Raw genomic sequence first — 19,897 nt, forward strand, 5'->3', positions numbered from 1 at the left:
CCCAGGCGGAACGTTCAGGCGTCACAGCCGGTCGTCCGACCATGACGATCAGGTGGTCAGGCGGTCAGCCGCGCCATCCACGCCTCGACCTCGCCCGCCTCGCGCGGCAGGCCGGCCGACAGATTGCGGTTGCCGTCCTCGGTGACGAGCAGATCGTCCTCGATCCGCACCCCGATGCCCCGGTACTCCGCCGGCACCGTGAGGTCGTCGCTCTGGAAGTACAGCCCCGGCTCCACGGTCAGCACCATGCCCGGCTCCAGGGTGCCCTCGACGTACGCCTCCCGGCGCGCGACGGCGCAGTCGTGCACGTCGAGCCCGAGCATGTGGCCGGTGCCGTGCAGCGTCCAGCGGCGCTGGAGGCCCAGCTCCAGGACCCGGTCGACCGGGCCCTCCAGCAGGCCCCAGTTCACCAGGTGCCGGGCCAGGACGCGCTGGGCCGCCTCGTGGAAGTCGCGGTACTTGGCGCCCGGCTTCACGGCGGCGATGCCGGCCTCCTGGGCCTCGTACACCGCGTCGTAAATCCTGCGCTGGAGCTCGGTGAAGCGCCCGTCGATGGGCAGGGTGCGGGTGACGTCCGCGGTGTACAGGGTGCGGGTCTCCACCCCGGCGTCCAGCAGCAGCAGCTCGCCGGGGCGCACCGGGCCGTCGTTGCGCACCCAGTGCAGGGTTGTGGCGTGCGGCCCCGCCGCGCAGATCGACCCGTACCCGACGTCGTTGCCCTCGACGCGGGCGCGCAGGAAGAAGGTGCCCTCGATGTACCGCTCGGAGGTGGCGACCGCCTTGTCCAGCACCCGCACGACGTCCTCGAAGCCGCGCGCGGTGGCCTCGCAGGCGTAGGTCAGCTCGGCGATCTCGAAGTCGTCCTTGATCAGCCGCTGCTCGGACAGGAAGCTCTTCAGCTCGGCGTCGCGCTCGGCGGTGACCTTGTCGGTGAGGGCGGTCTCGATGGTGGCGTCGTGGCCGCGCACCACCCGGACCGGCCCGGTGGCCTCCTTGAGCAGCCCGGCGACGGTGCGGACGTCGGCCACCGGCAGCCCGTACAGCTGCTCGGCCTCGGTGAGGCTGTTGCGGCGGCCGACCCACAGCTCACCCTGCCCGCTGAGCCAGAACTCGCCGTTCTCGCGGTCGGAGCGGGGCAGCAGATAGAGGGTGGCGTCGTGCCCGGGGCCGTCCTCGCCGGCTTCGGTGGGCTCCAGGACCAGCACGCCGTCCTCGGTCTGGTTTCCGGTGAGGTAGACGTACTCGGTGGCGGCGCGGAAGGGGTACTCCGTGTCGTTGGAGCGGGTCTTCAGGCGTCCGGCGGGGATGACCAGCCGCTCGCCGGGGAAGCGGGCGGAGAGCGCGGCGCGCCGGGCGGCGGTGCGGCCGGCCTGGGGGATGGGTTCCAGGTCGCGCTGCTCGGTGTCGGCCCAGCCGGTCTTCATGTTCTCGGCCAGCTCGTCGGAGACCGTCTTGTTCACGTTGTTCTTGCGCTGCTTGATGGTCTCGGCGGGCTTCTTCCCGTCCGTGGGCCTGGCTTCCTCGGCCACCCTGCTGCCTCCTCGCATGCCGGCACCGGCCCCGGTGGGGACCGGGTTCCATCGTATGTGCGAGTGGGGGATGCGGGACAGAGCCGTTCAGGGCCAGACATAGAGGGCGCGGGCCCGGGCGCCACGCTGCGTGGCTCAGTGGAAGCGGGCGGCGAGCAGAACGGTCTCCTCCCGGCCGTCGTACGGGCCGCCGGCCTCGGCGGCGGCCCCGGCGGGCAGGGCGCGCAGGATGTGGTCGATGAGGGCCTGCGGGTCGGCGCGCACCCGGGGGGTGGCGGCGCGGGCGGCGCTCTGGAGCCGGGCGAAGGCGCGGTCCCGGGGTTCGCCGGTGCGGTGCAGCAGCCCGGCGCTGTAGAGCAGGACCGTTTCTCCCTGGGCGAGGTCGATCTCGACGCTGGGCGCCTCCCAGCAGGCGAGCATGCCGAGCGGGGCGGAGAGGGTGGTGTCGGCGAACTCGGTGCGGTGTTCCCCGACGACCAGGGGCGGCGGGTGTCCGGCGGAGGCGAGGACGAGTTTGCCGGCGGCGGGCTCGGCGAAGCCGTAGAGGGCGGTGGCGCTGCGGGCGGGCTCGGTGAGCCGCAGCAGCAGTTCGAGGTCGGAGAGGACGGCGACGGGGTCCTCGCCCTCCATGACGGCGTAGGCGCGCAGTCCGGCCCGCAGCCGTCCCACGGCGGCCACGGTGGCGGCGCCGGTGTCGCCGGCGGCGGCGGTGCTGCCGATGGCGAGGCCGAGGGCGCCGTCGGGCAGGGCGAGGGCGTCGTAGAAGTCGCCGCCGCCGCCGGCGGACTGCGGCCGGTGGTGCGCGGCGAGGGTGACGCCGGGGAGGTACGGCAGCCGGCCGGGCAGCAGGCCCTCGCGCAGGGTGGCCAGCTCGGCGCGGGCGGTGGCGAGGGCGGCGTGGTGGGCGAGGTGCTGGGCGGCGTGCCGCAGATAGCGGGTGAGCAGTTCGCGCTGGCGCTGGTCGGGTTCGGCGGCCTCGTCGTACAGCCAGAGGGCCGCGGCGAGCAGCCGGTGCGCGGAGCCGGTGCCGGTGCTCGTGCCGGGTTCGGCGGTGAGCAGGGCGGCGTGGCCGGCGGCGCAGCCGAGCAGGCGGGCGACGTCGCGGAGCCGGGGGTCGAGTGTGTCGTCGGCGGCGAGGTCGGGGTGGGTCAGTTCCGTGGCGGCGCCGTCACCGGCGCCGTCCAGGAGCCGGGTGTGCGGGGCGGCGGCGGGCGGCACGGTCTCCAGCTGGCCGAGGTCGGCGGGGGTGAGGCCGTACCCGGTGAGCCGGTCCGGGGCGGTGGGTCCTTCCCGGTCCCCGGGCGCCGGGGGGCGCAGCGCGATCAGGCCGCGGCGGGCGCCGATGAGGTGCGCGCCGGCGCGCAGGGTTTCGTGCAGGGCGTCACGGAGTGTGCTGGTGCGGGCGAGTCGCTCGGTGAGGTCGTGGAGGGCGGTGAGGTCGCTGATCCAGGAGGCGAGCCGCTCGGGTGCCGCGCCGGGTGGGGCGGGTGAGTCACCGGGGGGTGGAGTTTGCGGTACGGGGGTGATCGTTGGGTGGATTCCGGCCACATTGGAGGGGACGGATGTGCTCATGGGCGCTCTCTTCCGTCGCGGAGTGATCGCCGTGATCTCATCGCAAACCCCCCAGTGGTGTGTGGCGACCGGGAACGACGCACGGCTGCCGGCGTGCGGGGCCTGGTGTCCGGTGTGTTCGTGGGTCGGGAATGATGATGCCCGTGTGACTGTGGTGTTCTCTGATCGACAGGCCGGGTCCAGAAGACTTTGGCGTAAAAGGGCCGCCGGTGCGCGTGGCGCGCGATCGACTGGGGAGAGCCGGCGGCGATCGAGCCGGACGGGCTGGGTAGGTACGGGGTAGAGCTCCGGGCCAGTCATGGCCGGAACGGTTGTTTGGGTTCTGGCGTCCTCACCAATGCGCACGACGCTACATACGGTGATCTGAGTTCCACGTGAGTGATTGGCCGGAAGACCTCTTCCGGCCCTCAATCAGCCGCGAAGGAAGGGACGAGCGCTCATGCGCGAGATCCTCGGAATGCGACGCACGAACGGCAGGGGCGGAAGCGGGGGCGACGGCGGGAGCGGCGGCGACGGCACCGGTGGCGGCGCGGGGCGCGGCTCCGGGCGGGCACTGCGGGACGCGGCGCTGGGCTACGCCCGGCACTGCGGCTGGCCGGTGCTGCCCGGGGTGGAGGCGGGGCCGGACGGCCGCTGCGGCTGCGGGAAGCCCGGCTGCGTGGTGCCCGGCGCGCACCCGCTGGACCCCGAACTGCTGGCGGCCTCCAGTGACCGGCGGATGGTGGGCTGGTGGTGGATACGGCGCCCGGCGGCGCCGATCATCCTGGCCACCGGGACGGACGGGGCCCCGTGCGCCGTGAGCCTGCCCGCCGCGGCGGCGCCCTGGGCGCACGCCGAACTGGCGAACAGGGGGGTGCGGACCGGTCCGGTGGTGATCACCCCGTCCCGCGCCCACTGGCTGGTGGCGCCGTACGACCCGGCGGAGCTGGGTGAGCTGCTGTACGCGCGGGACCTGGTGCCCGGCTCGCTGCGCTTCCACTCGGCGGGGGGCTATGTGCCGCTGCCGCCCTCGCCGCTGGCCGCCGGGCGGGCGGCCTGGCTGCGCGGTCCGTGGCCGGGACGGGACGGGCGGATCCGGCTGCCGCGCACCGCGGCGCTGCTCGACGTACTGGTGGAGGCGGCGATCCGTACCCCGGGCGGCGGCTCGCGGCTGGCCTCCTAGCCGGCTCGGCCGGGGCGCCTGGCCGCCCGGTGGGGCCCGGGCCCGGGCAGCGAAGAACCCGGTCGCTGGCGACGGGGGATGCACCAGCGACCGGGCTCACTTCAGACGGTAACAACTCCTGTGGGATTCGCAAATCCCGGCCCGGCCCGGCGTCGGCGGATCCCGCCATCTGCCCGGGGGCCTGTGACCGGAATCACTCCGTCCGGACGACCCGTCAGTTCAGGGTGATCTGACGGTTGGTGAGACCGCTGCGCGCCTTGCGCTCGTCGGCCGTCAGCGGGGTGGTGGCGGCCAGCGCCTCGGCCAGCCGCTCGGCGAACGCGGCGGCCGGCTTCTCGCACTCCTCGGCGCCGAACGCGCTGGGCAGGTCCCACACCGGCACGGTCAGCCCGTGCGCCCGGAAGGAGCCGACCAGACGGGTGTCCTCGCCGAGGGTGGCGGCCCCGGCGGCGTGCAGCCGGGCGAGCGCGTCCAGCAGCTGGTCCTCGGGGTGCGGCATGACCCAGCGCAGGTGGTTCTTGTCCGGGGTACGGCACCAGTAGGCGGCGTCGACGCCGGTCAGCCGGGTGGTGGGGACGGCGGCGGCGTTGGCGCGCTCCAGGGAGGCGGCGACCTCGCCGGTGGCCGACTCGGCGTCGTCCAGCCAGAACTCGAAGCCGCTGTGCACCTCGGGCACGAACGGGGCTGCCGGGTCCAGGAGGTCCTGGAGCCGGGGCCCGCCGGGCGCGGTGCGGGCGGCGGCGACCGGGCTGCCGGGGGTGGTGGTCAGCGCGCGGGTGAGGACGTCGGCGAGGTCGCGGGAGAGGTCGCCGGTGGCGGTGTCGTTCTGCAGGCCCAGCAGCACGGTGCCGTCGTCGCGGCGCAGCGCGGGCCAGGCCATGGGCAGCACGGTGGCCAGGGTGAGCGCGGGGACGTCGGCGGGCAGGCCCTCGTGCAGGGTCAGCGGCACGGTGGCGGCGGGCACCAGCTCGCGCAGCGCGACCCAGTCGCACTCGCCGGGCAGCCCCTCGAAGGGCCGGCGCACCAGCTCGGTGGCGGCCTGGGCGGCGGCGCGGCCGTGGCAGGCCTTGTAGCGGCGTCCTGAGCCGCACGGGCACGGCTCCCGCGCGCCGACGACGGGGATCTCGCCCTCGGTGAGCTGCGGCGTGGCCGCGGCGCTGGGCTGGGTACGGGGGCGGCGCTTCTTGGCCATGCGGGCGGGTCTCCTGCGTGTGTCGCGTACTCCTACGGCTTCGCCGCGAGCTTAGTGGCTCACACAGGGTGTCCCTCAGCGTGGATCGAGCACCGCCCAGACGGTGACCGCGCCGGAGGGATCGGCGTCGTGCACGCCCCAGGCGCGGGCGAGCGTGGTGATGATGGTGAGCCCGCGTCCGCCACGGGCCGTGACCGAGGGTGAGCCGGCGCGCGGCCGGGTCGGGCCGCCACCGTCCGTCACCGAGATGGTGATCTCGCCGTCGGCGTCCTGCGCCCAGGAGGCGCGGACGTGGTGTCCGTCACCCAATGGCCGGGCATGTCGATATGAATTACTGAGCAGTTCGGAAAGGATCAATACGGCATCGTCGATGACCGTTTCCGTCGCACCATTTTCCAGCAATTCCCATCGCATCCGCCGTCTCGCGGTCCCCACGCCACCTGGGCCGTGGGGTACCGACATGGACGACGACGTCGGTACCTGCTGTGTGACCACCAACGCCACCCCCGAGACCTCCTTTGCCCCACGCCATGGAGGGGATGCCCTCGGTTCGGAAAGCGGAAACCGGCCGTGACACATCCGTTGACGTACTCGTAATGATCGGATACGAAGCGAATGCGCCGGTGCACTCCCCGTCAGGCTCTGGTCAGCCCATCCGGGTCAACTGTTCACGCACCGTGAGCGGCCGGTTGGTGATGATGGCGTCCACCCCGAGCCGGGCGCACAGCTCCACATCGGCCGGATCGTCCACCGTCCACACATGGACCCGGTGCCCGGCCCGGTGCGCGCGCTCCACGTACCCCGGGTCGCGGCGCAGGATGCGGATGCCGGGGCCGGCGATCGCGGCGGCGGCCGGCAGCCGGCCGGAGCGGTTGCGCGGCAGCAGGAAGTGCATCAGGAAGACGGTGGGCAGCTCCGGCGCGGCCCTGCGCACCCGCTGGAGCGAGCGGGCGGAGAAGCTCATCACCCGGACCTCGCCCGGCAGCGGATACCGCGCCAGTACCTCCAGCAGCCGCTCCTCCACCCGGCCCGCCCAGCGGGTGGGGTGCTTGGTCTCGATCGCCAGGCCGATCGGCCGTCCGGCGTCCGCGACCAGGCGCAGCAGCCGCTCCAGGGTGAGCACGGTGGTGCGCTCGGGATCGGCGGCGTCGGGGGTCTCGGCGATGCCGGAGGGCGTCATCCAGGAACCGAAGTCCAGCTCGTTCAGCTGGGCCAGCTCCATGGCGGACACGGCGCCGCGCCCGTTGGAGACCCGGTTGACCCGCCGGTCGTGCACACACACCAGATGGCCGTCCGCGGTCAGCCGGACATCGCACTCCAGCGCGTCCGCGCCGTCCTCGATGGCCTTGCGGTAGGCGGCCAGGGTGTGCTCGGGGGCGTCCTCGGAGGAGCCCCGGTGCGCGATCACCTGGATCCGGTGGGGTGCGGGTTCCATCGGCTCATCCTGTCATGCACCGGGTTTACGCGGCGCTGACGGACACTGGGGAAGACTGCTCGCACTGCCCCGCAGCACCCCTGCCCGTCCGCGCACCCGAGGAGAACGCTGTGAGCACCGAGAAGGAGGGCCAGGGCCGGCCGCAGGAGCGGCCCGTGCCCGCACCGCCGGCGGTCGCCCCCGACGAGCCCGCGCACCCGGCCGCGTCGGCGCCCCCCGTCCCGCCGGGGGCACCCGTGGCCGGGGCACCGGCCCCCGGGGTACCCGCGCCCCCGACGGCTCCGCTTCCCGCTCTGCCGGGGGCGCCGGCCTCCGCCGGTCCGGCGGGGCCGCCGCCCGCCGACCCGCCCACCGGGACCTTCGGCGGCCCGGTGGGCCCGCCGGCCGCGCCGCCGGACGCCCCGTGGGCCGCCTTCCCGACCGCCGGGCCGCCGAAGAAGCGGCGCGGCGGGCTGATCGCGGCGGTGCTCGCCGCCACCTTGCTGGCGGGCGGCGTGGGCGGCGGTGTCGGCTATCTGGTCGCCGACCGCGACGGCACCGTCACCAGTGCCACGGCCTCCGGCGCCGGTGAGGGCACGGTCGCCCGCGCGCCGGAGTCGGTGGCCGGGATAGCGGAGGCGGCGCTGCCCAGTGTGGTGACGATCGAGGCCCAGTCCACCACCGAGGGCGGCACCGGCACCGGCTTCGTCTACGACGAGGACGGCCACATCCTCACCAACAACCACGTGGTGGCCTCGGCCGCCGACGGCGGCACCCTGACGGTCACCTTCTCGGACGGCGCGAGCTACCAGGCGGAGGTCGTGGGCCGGGCCGAGGGGTACGACGTGGCGGTGCTGCGGCTGCTGGACGCCGGGGACCGTGACCTGCAGCCGCTGCCGGTGGGCGACTCGGACGCGGTGGCGGTGGGCGACGCGACGATCGCGATCGGCGCGCCGTTCGGCCTCTCCGGCACGGTCACCACCGGCATCGTGAGCGCGAAGAACCGCCCGGTGGCCTCCTCGGACGGCCAGGGCGGCAACGCCTCCTACATGAGCGCGCTGCAGACGGACGCCTCGATCAACCCGGGCAACTCCGGCGGTCCGCTGCTGAACGGCGACGGCGAGGTCATCGGGGTCAACTCGGCGATCCAGTCGACGCCCGGCAGTGGGATGGGCCAGAGCCAGGCGGGCAGTATCGGTCTCGGTTTCGCCATTCCGATCAACCAGGCGCAGCGGGTGGCCCAGGATCTGATCGACAGCGGTCAGCCGGTGTACGCGATCATCGGCGCCTCGGTGGAGATGCGCGGCGACACCCCGGGCGCCCGGATCTCGGAGAACGCGCCGGCCGGCGAGGAAGCGGTCACCCCGGGCGGCCCGGCGGCCGGCGCGGGGCTGCGGGCGGGCGATGTGATCACCCGGTTCGGTGACCGGGTCATCGACAGCGGTCCGACGCTGATCAGCGAGATCTGGACGTACAAGCCGGGCGACACCGTCGAGGTGACGTACCAGCGCGACGGCCGGGAGCACACCGCCGAGATCGTCCTGGACCAGCGGGTGGGCGACGCGTAACACCACCCCATCCACCGCGAGCCGTTACCCTTACTCCTGCCGTCCTGACGGGCGGCGAGGGAGACTTGCCCGAGCGGCCTAAGGGAACGGTCTTGAAAACCGTCGTGGCAGCGATGTCACCGTGGGTTCAAATCCCACAGTCTCCGCCAGGGGTGCCCGCGGGACCGGAAGTACCGTTCCGGCCCAGCGGGTGCCCCTGAGGCGTGCCCAGGAGTGATCGTTTTGGGTAACCGGAACGCTTCAGTCCGTAAGTTTTCCGGCCTTTATGATGCACGATGGGGTCCCGTTGTTCGTTGACTCCGGTAGATGGTGCCCAAGGCACTTGCGCCGCCGACGACTTGAGAGGACCCGAGGGTTCTGTGATCCCGCACCACGCTTCCGCCGCCACCGGCGCCCAGGAGGGGAACCGATGACCGAAGGATCTCGTGCCCCGCTGGCGGGGGTGGTGCCGCTGCCTGCCGACTTCCGGGCGTTCCATCAGCTGTACCGCCCGGCCTACGTCCGCTGGGCCGAACTGTTCCTCGGAGCCCGCGCCGACGCCGAGGAGGTCGTGGACGACCTCTTCGAGCGGCTGGCCGCCGACTGGGGCGAGGTACTGCGGCTGGACAGCCCCGCCCAGCATGCCTGGACCATCCTGCGCGCCAGGACCCGGGAGGCCGCCCTCGCCCGCGGCCGGCGCCCGGTGCTCACCGACACCGTCGCCTTCGAGACCCGGGCCCTGCGGAACGCCGTGGACCCGGTCGGTGAACTGGAGGAGAGCCTGGGCCTCTACCGGGCCATCCAGGAGCTGCCCGAGCGGCAGCATGATGTGATCGTCCTGTTGTACTGCATCGGGTACGACGTCCAGGAGACGGCCGATGTCCTGGGCATCAGCGTGCCCGGCGTCCGCTCCACCGCCCGGTACGCGCGGCGGCGGCTGAAGGAGGCGCTCGGGCTGGAGCGGGAAGGGGACAGTGGTGACCTCGCCGAGCTCGCCGATTGACCGGATGCTGGCCAAGGCCGCGGTGGTCGCCCGGCCGTACTCCGAGGCCGAGCTGGACGCCGCCGAACTGCGGCTCGCGGCCCGCGTCACCCACCGCGTGCTGTTCGGCGCCCTCCACTTCGACGACGAGGTGCGCTCGGTGCGGGGCGAGGCCCTGCCGCCGCGCCGTACCCGGATCGACGCCGAGGCGGCCGGCCATCTCGAAATCCTGTGCCGCACCGTCATCGAACGGGACGGCGCGCTCCAGCACATGTCGGCCTTTCTCGGCCGGCGCATTCCGCACCCGGACGGCGCGCGCGTACTCGGCTGCGTGCTCCAGCTGGCCGGCCGGGAGGACAGCGCGCGCTTCTGGTGGCAATTCGCGGCCGGCGCCGGGGACGGGGCCGCCGCCTATTGCCTCTATCTGCACCACCTCACCCTCGGCGAGGTCTGGGAGGCGCAATTGTGGCGCGGCCAGGCCACCGAGGTGAGCGGCGAGGGCGGCGAGAACGGGGAGGGCGGTGAAGGCGGCGGCGCCACCACCGACCTGGTGCTGCGCGTGCTCGGCCTGCTGCGCGGCGACTGCCGCTATCTGACGGCCACCGCGAGCGCCGTGCTGCGCTACGTACCGGAGGCCGTGCATTTCGTCGACGAGATCGAACTGCCGCTGCCTGCGATCGATTTCGCTCAGAGAATCGAAGAATTGACCACCTCCGCCTGAGATCTTCAGCCGTACGAGGCTGCCGGAGACGTTTATCGGGAAGCCTTCATTCGTGCGAGCGAATGCGGCGGTGAAACGTGAATGCCCGGATCCGGGGTGGGCAACTCTGATGGCGCGACGTCGTGCTCAAACACCACTTCGGTTCACTGGAGGAATTCCATGGCAAGCATCCGCACCGCTCGTGTCATCGCCGCCGCCGCCTCCGTCCCGCTGGCGGTCGGTCTCCTCGGTGGGACCGCTCACGCGCTGATCGGCGACGCCGAGGCGCAGGCGGGCATTGCCTCGGACGCCACCGCCGTCAGCGCCCTGGGCAGCGGTGTCCTCGGCGTCAACACCGGGAACAGCGGCACCATCCAGCAGGGTGCCACCGGGACCGGGGCGACCAACCAGAGCAACGCCGCCCAGGTGAAGGACGCCGCCTTCGTGGCGATCGACCAGGACACCACCAACTTCCAGGTCGTCTTCAGCCCCCTGTGGTGAACCGTCGGGCCCACTGAGCCGCCCCCGGGCCACGGCCCGCAGGGGTGCGACATCGGAGGGTGACCGGGCAGGGGCAGACCGTGCGACCGCGCCGCGAGGCGCGGTCGCACGGTCATGTCCGCCCGGCCCCGGATCATCAGGTGGATCCCTGACGATCCCTGAGGAGCCACCGCCCGCTCCTCCACCCCTGGGTGGTGTCGCCGGAGCCACCTCTACTCCCTGGGGCGGATGCTTCATCGCGACCTGTGGCCGATCCGGGGAAGGGGTCCGGCCGCCTACGTTGGTTTCCATGACCACGCCCAGGACGGCCCGGCCGGGGACGCCACTGACCTTCACCTCCTACGTGCGGACACGCGGCCCGGTACTGCTGCGTACCGCCCGCTCGCTGACCGCCAACCCCAGTGACGCCGAGGACCTCCTCCAGACCGCGCTCACCAAGACCTACGTGGCGTGGGACAACATCGAGGACCACCGGGCGCTGGACGGCTACGTCCGCCGCGCGCTGGTCAACACCCGCACCTCGCAGTGGCGCAAGCGCCGCGTCGACGAGTACGCCGTCGACGAGCTGCCCGAGCCCGACCCGCTGCCCGAGCCCGACCCGGCCGAGCAGCAGGCGATACGCGAGGCCATGTGGCAGGCCGTGCGCAAGCTCCCCGAGCGGCAGCGCGCCATGGTCGTCCTGCGGTACTACGAAGACCTCAGCGAGGCCGCCACCGCCGAACTCCTCGGCGTCTCCGTCGGCACCGTCAAGAGCGCCGTCTCCCGCGCCCTGGCCAAGCTCCGCGAGGACACCGACCTGGTGGCCGTCACCCGCCCCCAGGTCCTCGCCGCCTGACCGGCGCACCCCCTGCACGCCCTCCTGACAGATCCCGCCGGGACTGTCAGACTGCCGAGGCATCATGGTGTTACCCAGAGTGACCTCGGGAGGCTCCGGTGTTCAGCACGATGCAGGACGTACCGCTCACCGTCGCGCGCATGCTGCGGCACGGAAGCACCATCCACGCCACATCGACGGTCACGACCTGGACCGGCGACCCCGCCGCACCGCACCGCCGCACCTTCGCCGAGATCGGCCGCCGCTCCGCCCAGCTCGCCCACGCGCTGCGCGACGAACTCGGGGTGACCCCGAGAAGCGTCGTCGGAACCCTGATGTGGAACAACGCCGAGCACGTCGAGGCGTACTGCGCCCTCCCCGCCATGGGCGCCGTCCTGCACACCCTCAACCTGCGGCTCCCCGCCCACCAGCTGCGGTACGTCATCCAGCACGCCGACGACCGGGTGATCATCGTCAACGGCTCGGTGCTGCCGCTCCTCGCCCCCCTGCTGCCCGGCCTCGACCGCGTCGAGCACATCGTCGTCTCCGGCCCGGGCGACCTCTCCCTGCTGGCGGGCGCCCGGGCCCGCGTCCACGCCTACGAGGAACTGATCGCCGGCCGCCCCACCACGTACGACTGGCCCCAGCTGGACGAACGCGACCCCGCCGCCCTGTGCTACACCTCCGGCACCACCGGCGACCCCAAGGGCACCGTCTACTCCCACCGCTCCATCCACCTGCACGCCATGCAGGTCAACATGGCCGAGTCCATGGCCTTCACCGCCGGCGACACCTCCCTGGCCCTGGTGCCGATGTTCCACGTGCTCAGCTGGGGCATGCCGCACGCCGCGCTGCTGTCCGGGTTCAACCTGCTGCTGCCCGACCGGTTCCTCCAGCCCGGCCACATCGCCGACATGATCGCCACCGAACGCCCCTGCCACGCCGCCGCCGTCCCCACCCTCTTCCAGGGCCTCCTGCACGAGCTGGCCGAACGCCCCCGCGACGTCTCCGCCCTCACCACCGTCACCATCGGCGGCTCCGCCTGCCCCGAACCCCTGATGCGCGCCCTCGACGAGCGGCACGGCATCCGGGTCGCGCACGCCTGGGGCATGACCGAGACCTCACCGCTCGGCACCACCTCCCAGCCGCCCCCCGGCCTCACCCCCGAGGAGGAGTGGCCCTACCGGCTCAGCCAGGGCCGCTTCCCGGCCGGCGTGGAGGCCCGGCTCATCGGCCCGGACGGCACCGAGATGCCCTGGGACGGCTCATCCGCCGGCGAACTGGAGGTCCGCGGCCCCTGGATCGCCGGCGGCTACTGGGCGGGCGCGGGCAGCACCGAGCCCGAACGGCCCGCCGACCGGTTCAGCCCCGACGGCTGGCTGCGCACCGGCGACGTCGGCACCATCACCCCCGACGGCTATCTGCGGCTGACCGACCGCGCCAAGGACGTCATCAAGTCCGGCGGCGAGTGGATCTCCTCGGTCGAGCTGGAAGGGCTGCTCATGGGCCACCCCTCGGTCCGGGAAGCGGCCGTCGTCGCCGTCCCCGACGAGCGCTGGGGCGAACGTCCGCTGGCCTGCGTCGTCCCGGCGGACGGCGAGGCCGACTACGCCGCGCTGCGCGACCACCTCGGCGAGAAGCTCGCCCGCTGGCAGCTCCCCGAGCACTGGACCACCATCGAGGAGGTGCCCAGGACCAGCGTCGGCAAGTACGACAAGAAGGTGCTGCGGGCCCGGTACGCGGAAGGCGGCCTCACGGTCACCACCCTCGTACCGGACCCCCGTCAGTGAGCGCCGATCTTCGTCAGCAGATCCACGATCTTCCCCTGCACCTCGGGATGCGTGGAACGCTCCGCCAGGAACAGCACCGTCTCGCCCGACGCCAGCTGCGGCAGCTGCGCCGGATCCATCTCGGCCGCCGTGTAGACCACGAAGGGGGTACGGCTCAGCAGCCCGTTGATGCGCAGCCAGTCGATGATCCCGGCCCGGCGCCGGCGCACCTGGTTCAGATCCATCACCACCAGGTTCGGCCGGATCTGGGCCGCCACCTCCATCGCCTCCGCGTCGGAGACGGCGTGCGCCGCCTGCATGCCGCGCCGCTCCAGCGACATGGCCAGCGCCTGCGCGATGGCCGGCTGCTCCTCCACCAGCAGGACGCGCGGCGGATGCTGCTCGCTGTCGCGCGGCGCCAGCGCCTTGAGCAGCACCGCCGGGTCGGCGCCGTACGCCGCCTCCCGGCTCGCCTGGCCCAGGCCCGCCGTCACCAGCACCGGCACCTCGGCGGCCACCGCCGCCTGGCGCAGTGACTGGAGCGCGGTCCGGGTGATCGGCCCGGTGAGCGGGTCGACGAACAACGCGGCCGGGTAGGCGGCGATCTGGGCGTCGACCTCCTCACGGGAGTGCACCAGCACCGGCCGGTAGCCGCGCTCGGTCAGCGCCTGCTGCGTCGAGACGTCCGGCTCCGGCCACACCAGCAGCCGACGCGGATTGTCCAGCGGCTCCGGCGGCAGCTCGTCGTCCGCCGGGGCCGACACCCGCGGGGCCGCCCCCGGGCGGCCCTCGGTGACCTCCACCGCGCCGCCCGGGCCGTCCAGCGGCTCCGGGCCCTCGGCGGCACCGGCCGCCGGGGCGCTGATGGCGAACTCCCGGCCACCGCCCGTCACGTTCTGCGCCGCCTGCCGCGCGGCACCCACCGCCCGCGCCTCCGGCACCGGCCCGGCGACCGGACCCGGCGGCACGGCGTCGGTGGCCTCGTCCGGCGGCGCGGCCAGCTTGCGGCGGCGGCCCGGCTGCGTACCGCCGGTGCCGGTGCCCTGCGCCGGGGTGTGGACGGGCACGCCCTGGCCGAGCGTCTGCACACTCACGGCGGACCGGGCGTCGGGCTTGCCCGCCCGGTCGCTGCCGGGCATCGGCAGCGCGCGCGGCTGGCGCACCGGCAGCGCGTTCTGCGGCGCGCTGCCGTCCAGGATGGGGCTGGCCGCCACCACCGAGTGCTCGACGGGCTGCGGCTCCGGCTCGGCCTCGGGAGCCGGAGCCGGCGCCGGGCCCTGCGGCTGGGCGGGCAGCGCCGGCTGCGCCTCCCCCGGGTTGGCCCGGCGGCGCCGCCCGGTCGGCGCCTCGGCCCCGGGCGCGGTCGCCTGCTGCGGGATCTCCGGCTCCGGCCCGGCGACCGGTTCCGCCGGGGGCGCCGGGGCCAGCGCGCGGCGCCGCCGGCCGCCCGACCCCTCGGACTCCTCCACCACCGGCTCGGCGGCGGGCGTCGTGGACGGACCCGGCGGCAGCTCCAGCGCCTCGCCCTGCCGCCGCCGGCGCCCGCTCGGCGCCTCGGTCCCGGCCGGCTCCGGCGCGTCCTTGCTCTTGCCCTGCGTCCCGCGCGCCGGCTGCGCCGGCACCGGCATCACCGTGGTGTCGCCACCGGCGTCCCGGCCCGCGCCCACCCCGGTGCCCACCGCCTGCGGCGCGGACGCCCCGTCGCCGCCCGACACCGGAACCTCCAGCACATACGCGCTGCCACCGGCCCCCGGCACCTCATGGGTCTGCAACACCCCGCCGTGCTGGCGCACGATGCCGCGCACGATCGGCTCGTGCACCGCGCCGCCGCCCGCGTGCGGGCCGCGCACCTCGATCCGTACGACATCCCCGCGCTGCGCCGCCGCCACCACGATGGTGGCCTCCCCGCCGCCCGCGCCGGACTGCCCGGTGGCGTCCACCCCGGCCACATCGGCGATCAGATGCGCCAGCGCCTGCGCCAGCCGCTCCGGGTCCACCTCGGCGTCGATCGGCGGCGCGTGCACGGCGAACTGCGCCCGGCCCGGCCCGATCAGCTCGGTCGCGCCCTCCACACCGGCCGCCACGACCTCGTCCAGCGACACCTTCTCCAGCGCCAGCTTCTCGCGGCCCTCGTCCAGCCGCTGGTAGCTGAGCACGTTGTCCACCAGCGTGGTCATCCGGGCGTACCCGGCGGCCAGATGGTGCAGCAACTGGTTGGCCTCCGGCCACAGCTGCCCGGCCGGATCGGCGGCCAGTGTGGTGAGTTCGGTGCGCAGCTGCTCCAGCGGGCCGCGCAGACTCTCGCTCAGCACCGACCGCAACTGCACATGGCGGGCGACGAGCGCGTCGTACGGGCGCCGGTCGGTGAAGGTCAGGACCGCGCCGACCAGCTGCTGCCCGTCCCGTACCGGCGCGGTGGTCAGATCCACCGGCACGGCGCGGCCGTCCTTGGTCCACAGCACCCGGCCGCGCACCCGGTGCTTGCGCCCGGAGTGCAGCGTGTCGTGCAGCGGGGTCTCCTCGTACGGCAGCGGCGAACCGTCCGCGCGGGAGTGCTGGATCAGCGGGTGCAGCTCCTGGCCGCCGAGCTGGCTGGCCCGGTGGCCGAGGATCTGCGCGGCGGCCGGGTTGACGAGCACGATCCGCCCGGCCGTGTCGACGCCGATCACGCCCTCGGAGGCCGCGCGCAGGATCATCTCCGTCTGCCGCTGCTGGCGGACGAGTTCGGCCTCGGTGTCCAGCGTGCCGGACAGATCCCGGACCACCAGCACCAGAAGTTCCTCGCCGGAGTAGTCGTCGGCGAAGGCGGCCTCCACGGCGGAAGCGTAGTGGGCGTGCCGGTTGTTGAGCCCGGCGCTGGTCACCTCGACCGGCAACTCGACGCCGTCCGTGCGCCGCGCGACCATGCGGGTCGGCTTCGTGCGGGCGGTGGGGTCCTCCTCGGGGCGGCGCATGGAACCGGGGATACGGCGCGGATCGAAATCCGGGACGATATCGAGCAGTCCGCGTCCGATGAGAGGTGCGCCGGGGACCTCAAGGGTCTCCATCGCGATGGCGTTGGCGTTGACGACGGTGCCGTTGCCGTTCACGAGCAACAGCGCGTCGGGCAGCGCGTCGAGTATGGCGGCGAGGCGAGCAGCGCCTCTCGCTGGCCTGCTGCTCACGACGTCGTTCCTCCCTAGCCCGTGCCGGTCGTTTCAGGGGGGAGTCTACGGCCAGCGGTCCCCGGCGCGGTGGTCCGTTCGTGGAAGCGCTGTTCAGGAGTGGTCGCCGGCCGCGGGCAGCGCCGGGACGAGCGCGTCCCAGCGGGCGATCTGGCAGCCGTCCGTCCGGTTGAAGTCGGCCGAAACCGTCTCCCCCCGCCACACCCCCTCCACCCGCGCGGTGGCCGGCCCGCCGTACACGCGGGTGCACAGCGTCCCCTCGGCGAGCGGCGCGAACGGCGCGTCCGCCGCCTCCAGGGCGGCACAGGCGCCGGCGGCCTCGGGGTGGTCCCCGCCGGCCGGTCCGCAGCTGAGCCGGTACACACCGTCGGCTTCCCCGAGGTCGCGCACGGTGATGGTCAGCTCGTGCGCCGGCTGCGGCACGGGCGGCGCCCCGGCGGCGAGCGCGGCGAGAACGAGGGCGGCAAGGGAACTGCTGGGCATGGGCGTACGCCTCCAGGGGCTGGACTCCGGCACGGACGGATTCCCGCCCGCCCCCTGCTAACGCCCGCGCGCCCGGTTCGTTGCGGAACCGATTGGCTGAGCGCGCCGCGGCTGTGGCATCATGTGCCACGCACAGTGTGCGAGGAGGCTTCGCCTAGTCTGGTCTATGGCGCCGCACTGCTAATGCGGTTTGGGGTAACCCCCCATCCCGGGTTCAAATCCCGGAGCCTCCGCCACCGCCCCGGTCCCCGACCGGGGCTTTTGGCGTATCGGCCCAGGTCAGCACCCCCGCGGAAGCGGATTTCCCCCTCGGCCGCAGGTCATGTAATGTTGTCCCCGCAAGCCGGTCCACACGGACCGCAGGCGCTCGTAGCTTAACGGATAGAGCATCTGACTACGGATCAGAAGGTTGCAGGTTCGAATCCTGCCGAGCGCACAGCAAAGCCCCCGCGGATCACCCGCCGGGGGCTTTTTCGTGCGTACGGCACCATTCTGGTGTGCCGGATGATTTCCAGCCGGCGTGGGAGCCGGCGGGGCCCGGGTGGGCCGAGTGCCGGTTGACCGGTGGTGGCGGTCCGTGGCGATGGCCGTGAGTTACGGGACCGACGCGTTGGCCGATCTCGTGGGTGGGGCGATCGATCCGTACGGGCCGTGGCGTACGAGCCGGTTCTTCTTCGATGCCGAGCCGCAGGAGTTCCGCTGGGTGCTGCGGGGCGGTGTCGGTGGGGGTGGATAGCCTCGGGCCGGGCTCGGGACCGGGAGGAGTGGGCGCTGTGGAGTTGGCAGGTCAGGAGGAGTACCGGGTGCGGGCCGGGGAGTTGGCTCGGGCTTATGAGGGGGTGCGGTTCGAGGACGTGCACCGGGACGTCGTGGCCTTTCTGCCGGGGGCCGGGGCGCGGGTGCTGGATGTGGGGGCGGGGAGCGGGCGGGATGCCGCCGCGCTGGCCGGGCGGGGGTATCGCGTGGTCGCTGTGGAGCCCACCGATGCGTTGCGGGAGGTGGCGCGGCGGCTGCATCCGGAGCCGGGGATCGAGTGGATGGACAGTGCGCTGCCCGAGGTGGGTGGGGTGAGCGGGCCGTTCGCGCTGGTGCTGTTGTCGGCGGTGTGGATGCATCTCGACCCGGCGGAGCGGGGTGTGGGGATGGCGCGGCTGGCGGAGTTGGTGGAGCCAGCGGGCCGGGTCGTCATCACGCTGCGGCACGGGCCGCCGCCCGCCGGGCGGCGGATGTTCGAGGTGTCCGGTGACGAGACGGTGGCGCTGGCCGCGGGGCACGGGCTGGTCCCGGTGCACCGGGGCTCGCATCCGGACCGGATGGGGCGGGCCGAGGTCTCCTGGACCGTCTTGGTGTTCGAGCGGTGAGCGCCTTCCTGGAGCTGGAGCGGTCGGCCCGGGCCTGCTTCCGGATGGCGGTGCTCATGGGGGCCAACACGCGCACGTACAAGTTCGCGCTCGCCGAGTCGTTGCTGCGGTTCGGCGGTGCGGGGCGGGAGGAGGTGCCTCTGGAGGAGTTCGTCGAGCCGTACGCCCTGCTGCTGGCTAAGCGGGAACGGGGCGGGGCCGCCCAGGCGCCGGCGGCCGGTGCGGTCGGGGACACCGACTTCCTCGCCGTGCTGCGCCGCGAGGCGGCGGCGTCGCTGGCGCTCGGGCATCCGACGGACGAACTGCGGGAAGCCGCGGTGCGGTCCGTGCTGGGGGTGGCCGGCGCTGTTCGTGGCTGTGCTCGGGGCCTATGGGTGAGAGGTCACAGCAGGGCCTCGGCCAGGGTGTGCCATTGGGGGAGGGGGATCTCGGTGTCGTCCCGGGTGACCACGTTCAGGGCGACGTGGTCGGCGCCCGCCTCGTGGAAGGTGGCGACCTTGGTGCGGACGGCGTCCGGGGTGCCGAGGGCGAAGACCTCGTCCAGCAGGGCGTCCGAGCCGCCGTTCTCGAAGTCGGGGTCGGTGAAGCCGAGGCGCTTGAGGTTGTTGGTGTAGTTGGGGAGGGCCAGGTAGCGGGCGAGGTAGGCGCGGGCGGTCTCGCGGGCGCGGGTGTCGTCCTCGTCCAGGACCACCTTCAGGTCGGGGGCGAGCAGCGCCTGGTCGCCGAGGGCTTCGCGGGCCCGGGCCGTGTGGGCCGCCGTGACCAGGTACGGGTGGGCGCCGGCGGACTCGGTGCGGGCGAGCTCCAGCATGCGCGGGCCGAGGGCGGCCAGGACGCGGCGGTCCTTGGGGACCGGCGGGGTGGCCTCGTCGAGGGCGGCGAGGAAGGCGCGCATCGCGGAGTACGGCTTCTCGTAGCGTTCGGTGAGGATCTGGTGGCTGACGCCGAGGCCCAGCAGGAGGCGGTCGTCGAAGGCGGCGCTGACGCGGCGGTAGGCCTGGGCGACGTCGGCGGGCTCGTCGTTCCAGATGCTGAGGATGCCGGTGGCCACGACGATGCGGGAGGTGGCCTCCAGCAGCGGGACAGTCTCCCGGACGCGGGGGCTGCCGCCGAGCCAGATCGCGCCGTAGCCGAGCCGGTCGAGTTCGGTGGCGGCCTCGGTGACCTGGGCGCGGCGCTCGGGGTCCTCCGCGCGGAGTACGGGGGTCCAGATGCCGATCCTGCCGATGGTGTCCTTCAGCTGCGTCATGGGCATCAGACTGCCATCTCCGTTCTCAGACGATGGTGATTTCGTTGCCTTCGGTCGTCACGTCCAGCGGGGTGAGGGGCTTGGTGGCCGGGCCGGAGAGGGGTTCGCCGGTGGCGGCGTCGAAGACCGAGTTGTGCAGCGGGCAGCGCAGCTGGGTGCCCTCGGGGGAGACCTTGCCGCCGTAGTGGGTGCAGACCGATGAGAAGGCGACCAGGTCGCTCTCGCCGGACCGGTAGAGCAGGGCGTCGTCGCCGGAGGTGGTCTTCACGGCGACCGCCTCCCCGACCGGGACGTCGTCCAGGGTCAGCTCGCTCGGAGTGCTCTCCGTGCTGCCGCCACCGCCGCACGCGGCGAGGCACAGGGCGCCGGCCGTGGCCGCCGCGCCGGTGAGGACGGCGCGGCGGCCGGGGGACGTGAGGGGTCGGTCAGTGGCTCTCATGTCCCGGTGAACGAACGGC

General features: G+C 73.6%; 16 protein-coding genes, 3 tRNA genes and 1 pseudogene. 11 read left to right on the forward strand and 9 right to left on the reverse strand.

Going from position 1 to position 19,897, the window contains the following annotated elements:
• Nucleotides 1–56: 56 nt before the first annotated feature.
• Together BM385_RS13280 and BM385_RS13285 are read right to left on the reverse strand one after the other, a co-directional pair.
• On the reverse strand, nt 57–1,547 hold the full coding sequence (locus tag BM385_RS13280) for an aminopeptidase P family protein (protein WP_093843155.1): 1,491 nt from the start codon (nt 1,545–1,547) through the stop codon (nt 57–59).
• 117 nt (nt 1,548–1,664) lie between these two features.
• The gene (locus tag BM385_RS13285; protein WP_254791546.1) at nt 1,665–3,101 is read right to left on the reverse strand and encodes a PP2C family protein-serine/threonine phosphatase; all 1,437 of its coding nucleotides are present in this window, start codon (nt 3,099–3,101) and stop codon (nt 1,665–1,667) included.
• Nucleotides 3,102–3,540: 439 nt separating this feature from the next.
• On the opposite strand from BM385_RS13285, the gene BM385_RS13290 reads away from it, so the two are divergent.
• Nucleotides 3,541–4,263, forward strand: coding sequence for a bifunctional DNA primase/polymerase (locus BM385_RS13290; protein WP_093843157.1), 723 nt, complete (start codon nt 3,541–3,543; stop codon nt 4,261–4,263).
• Between the two features lie 214 nt (nt 4,264–4,477).
• Here BM385_RS13290 and BM385_RS13295 read toward each other — a convergent pair whose 3' ends face one another.
• The 3 genes and pseudogenes from BM385_RS13295 to BM385_RS13305 form a co-directional block, all read right to left on the reverse strand.
• Complete coding sequence (locus BM385_RS13295; RefSeq protein ID WP_093843158.1) at nt 4,478–5,455, reverse strand: DUF5926 family protein; 978 nt, start codon at nt 5,453–5,455, stop codon at nt 4,478–4,480.
• An 87-nt stretch (nt 5,456–5,542) separates the two neighbouring features.
• Nucleotides 5,543–6,034, reverse strand: a pseudogene (locus BM385_RS13300) (ATP-binding protein); the annotation flags it as partial.
• A gap of 67 nt (nt 6,035–6,101) precedes the next feature.
• Nucleotides 6,102–6,890, reverse strand: a complete 789-nt coding sequence (locus tag BM385_RS13305; RefSeq protein WP_019432269.1) for a glycerophosphodiester phosphodiesterase — start codon at nt 6,888–6,890, stop codon at nt 6,102–6,104.
• Nucleotides 6,891–7,000: 110 nt separating this feature from the next.
• Here BM385_RS13305 and BM385_RS13310 point away from each other — a divergent pair, with 110 nt between their 5' ends.
• The 7 genes from BM385_RS13310 (at nt 7,001) to BM385_RS13340 (ending at nt 13,203) form a co-directional block, all read left to right on the forward strand.
• Nucleotides 7,001–8,437 (forward strand): S1C family serine protease, encoded by a 1,437-nt coding sequence (locus BM385_RS13310; protein ID WP_093843159.1) that lies wholly within the window; start codon nt 7,001–7,003, stop codon nt 8,435–8,437.
• Between the two features lie 59 nt (nt 8,438–8,496).
• Nucleotides 8,497–8,586 (forward strand) — tRNA-Ser (locus BM385_RS13315).
• A gap of 260 nt (nt 8,587–8,846) precedes the next feature.
• The gene (locus BM385_RS13320; protein WP_254791548.1) at nt 8,847–9,419 is read left to right on the forward strand and encodes a sigma-70 family RNA polymerase sigma factor; all 573 of its coding nucleotides are present in this window, start codon (nt 8,847–8,849) and stop codon (nt 9,417–9,419) included.
• The gene (locus BM385_RS13325; RefSeq protein WP_237751223.1) at nt 9,394–10,119 is read left to right on the forward strand and encodes a hypothetical protein; all 726 of its coding nucleotides are present in this window, start codon (nt 9,394–9,396) and stop codon (nt 10,117–10,119) included. The genes BM385_RS13320 and BM385_RS13325 overlap by 26 nt, the downstream gene beginning before the upstream one ends.
• A gap of 159 nt (nt 10,120–10,278) precedes the next feature.
• Nucleotides 10,279–10,599: a hypothetical protein gene (locus tag BM385_RS13330; protein ID WP_093843161.1), complete on the forward strand. Its 321-nt coding sequence runs from the start codon at nt 10,279–10,281 to the stop codon at nt 10,597–10,599.
• 289 nt (nt 10,600–10,888) lie between these two features.
• A complete protein-coding gene (locus BM385_RS13335; protein WP_019432274.1) occupies nt 10,889–11,434 on the forward strand; it encodes a SigE family RNA polymerase sigma factor in 546 nt (181 codons plus the stop codon).
• A 98-nt stretch (nt 11,435–11,532) separates the two neighbouring features.
• Nucleotides 11,533–13,203 (forward strand): long-chain fatty acid--CoA ligase, encoded by a 1,671-nt coding sequence (locus tag BM385_RS13340; RefSeq protein WP_093843162.1) that lies wholly within the window; start codon nt 11,533–11,535, stop codon nt 13,201–13,203.
• Here BM385_RS13340 and BM385_RS13345 read toward each other — a convergent pair.
• Nucleotides 13,197–16,346, reverse strand: coding sequence for a response regulator (locus BM385_RS13345; protein WP_107407817.1), 3,150 nt, complete (start codon nt 16,344–16,346; stop codon nt 13,197–13,199). The genes BM385_RS13340 and BM385_RS13345 overlap by 7 nt on opposite strands.
• A gap of 93 nt (nt 16,347–16,439) precedes the next feature.
• Entirely contained in the window at nt 16,440–16,829 is a 390-nt protein-coding gene (locus BM385_RS13350; RefSeq protein WP_093843163.1) for an SSI family serine proteinase inhibitor, read from the reverse strand.
• Between the two features lie 143 nt (nt 16,830–16,972).
• On the opposite strand from BM385_RS13350, the gene BM385_RS13355 reads away from it, so the two are divergent.
• From BM385_RS13355 to BM385_RS13365, 3 genes are all read left to right on the forward strand, one after another.
• Nucleotides 16,973–17,065 (forward strand) — tRNA-Ser (locus tag BM385_RS13355).
• A gap of 127 nt (nt 17,066–17,192) precedes the next feature.
• Nucleotides 17,193–17,265, forward strand: a tRNA-Arg gene (locus BM385_RS13360).
• 337 nt (nt 17,266–17,602) lie between these two features.
• A complete protein-coding gene (locus BM385_RS13365; protein WP_019432279.1) occupies nt 17,603–18,190 on the forward strand; it encodes a class I SAM-dependent methyltransferase in 588 nt (195 codons plus the stop codon).
• Between the two features lie 382 nt (nt 18,191–18,572).
• Here BM385_RS13365 and BM385_RS13370 read toward each other — a convergent pair whose 3' ends face one another.
• A complete protein-coding gene (locus BM385_RS13370; protein WP_093843164.1) occupies nt 18,573–19,445 on the reverse strand; it encodes an LLM class F420-dependent oxidoreductase in 873 nt (290 codons plus the stop codon).
• 19 nt (nt 19,446–19,464) lie between these two features.
• Nucleotides 19,465–19,878 (reverse strand): Rieske (2Fe-2S) protein, encoded by a 414-nt coding sequence (locus tag BM385_RS13375; RefSeq protein ID WP_093843165.1) that lies wholly within the window; start codon nt 19,876–19,878, stop codon nt 19,465–19,467.
• Between the last annotated feature and the right edge of the window lie 19 nt (nt 19,879–19,897).

This window comes from Streptomyces harbinensis, assembly GCF_900116145.1.
Taxonomy (GTDB): domain Bacteria; phylum Actinomycetota; class Actinomycetes; order Streptomycetales; family Streptomycetaceae; genus Streptomyces; species Streptomyces carpaticus.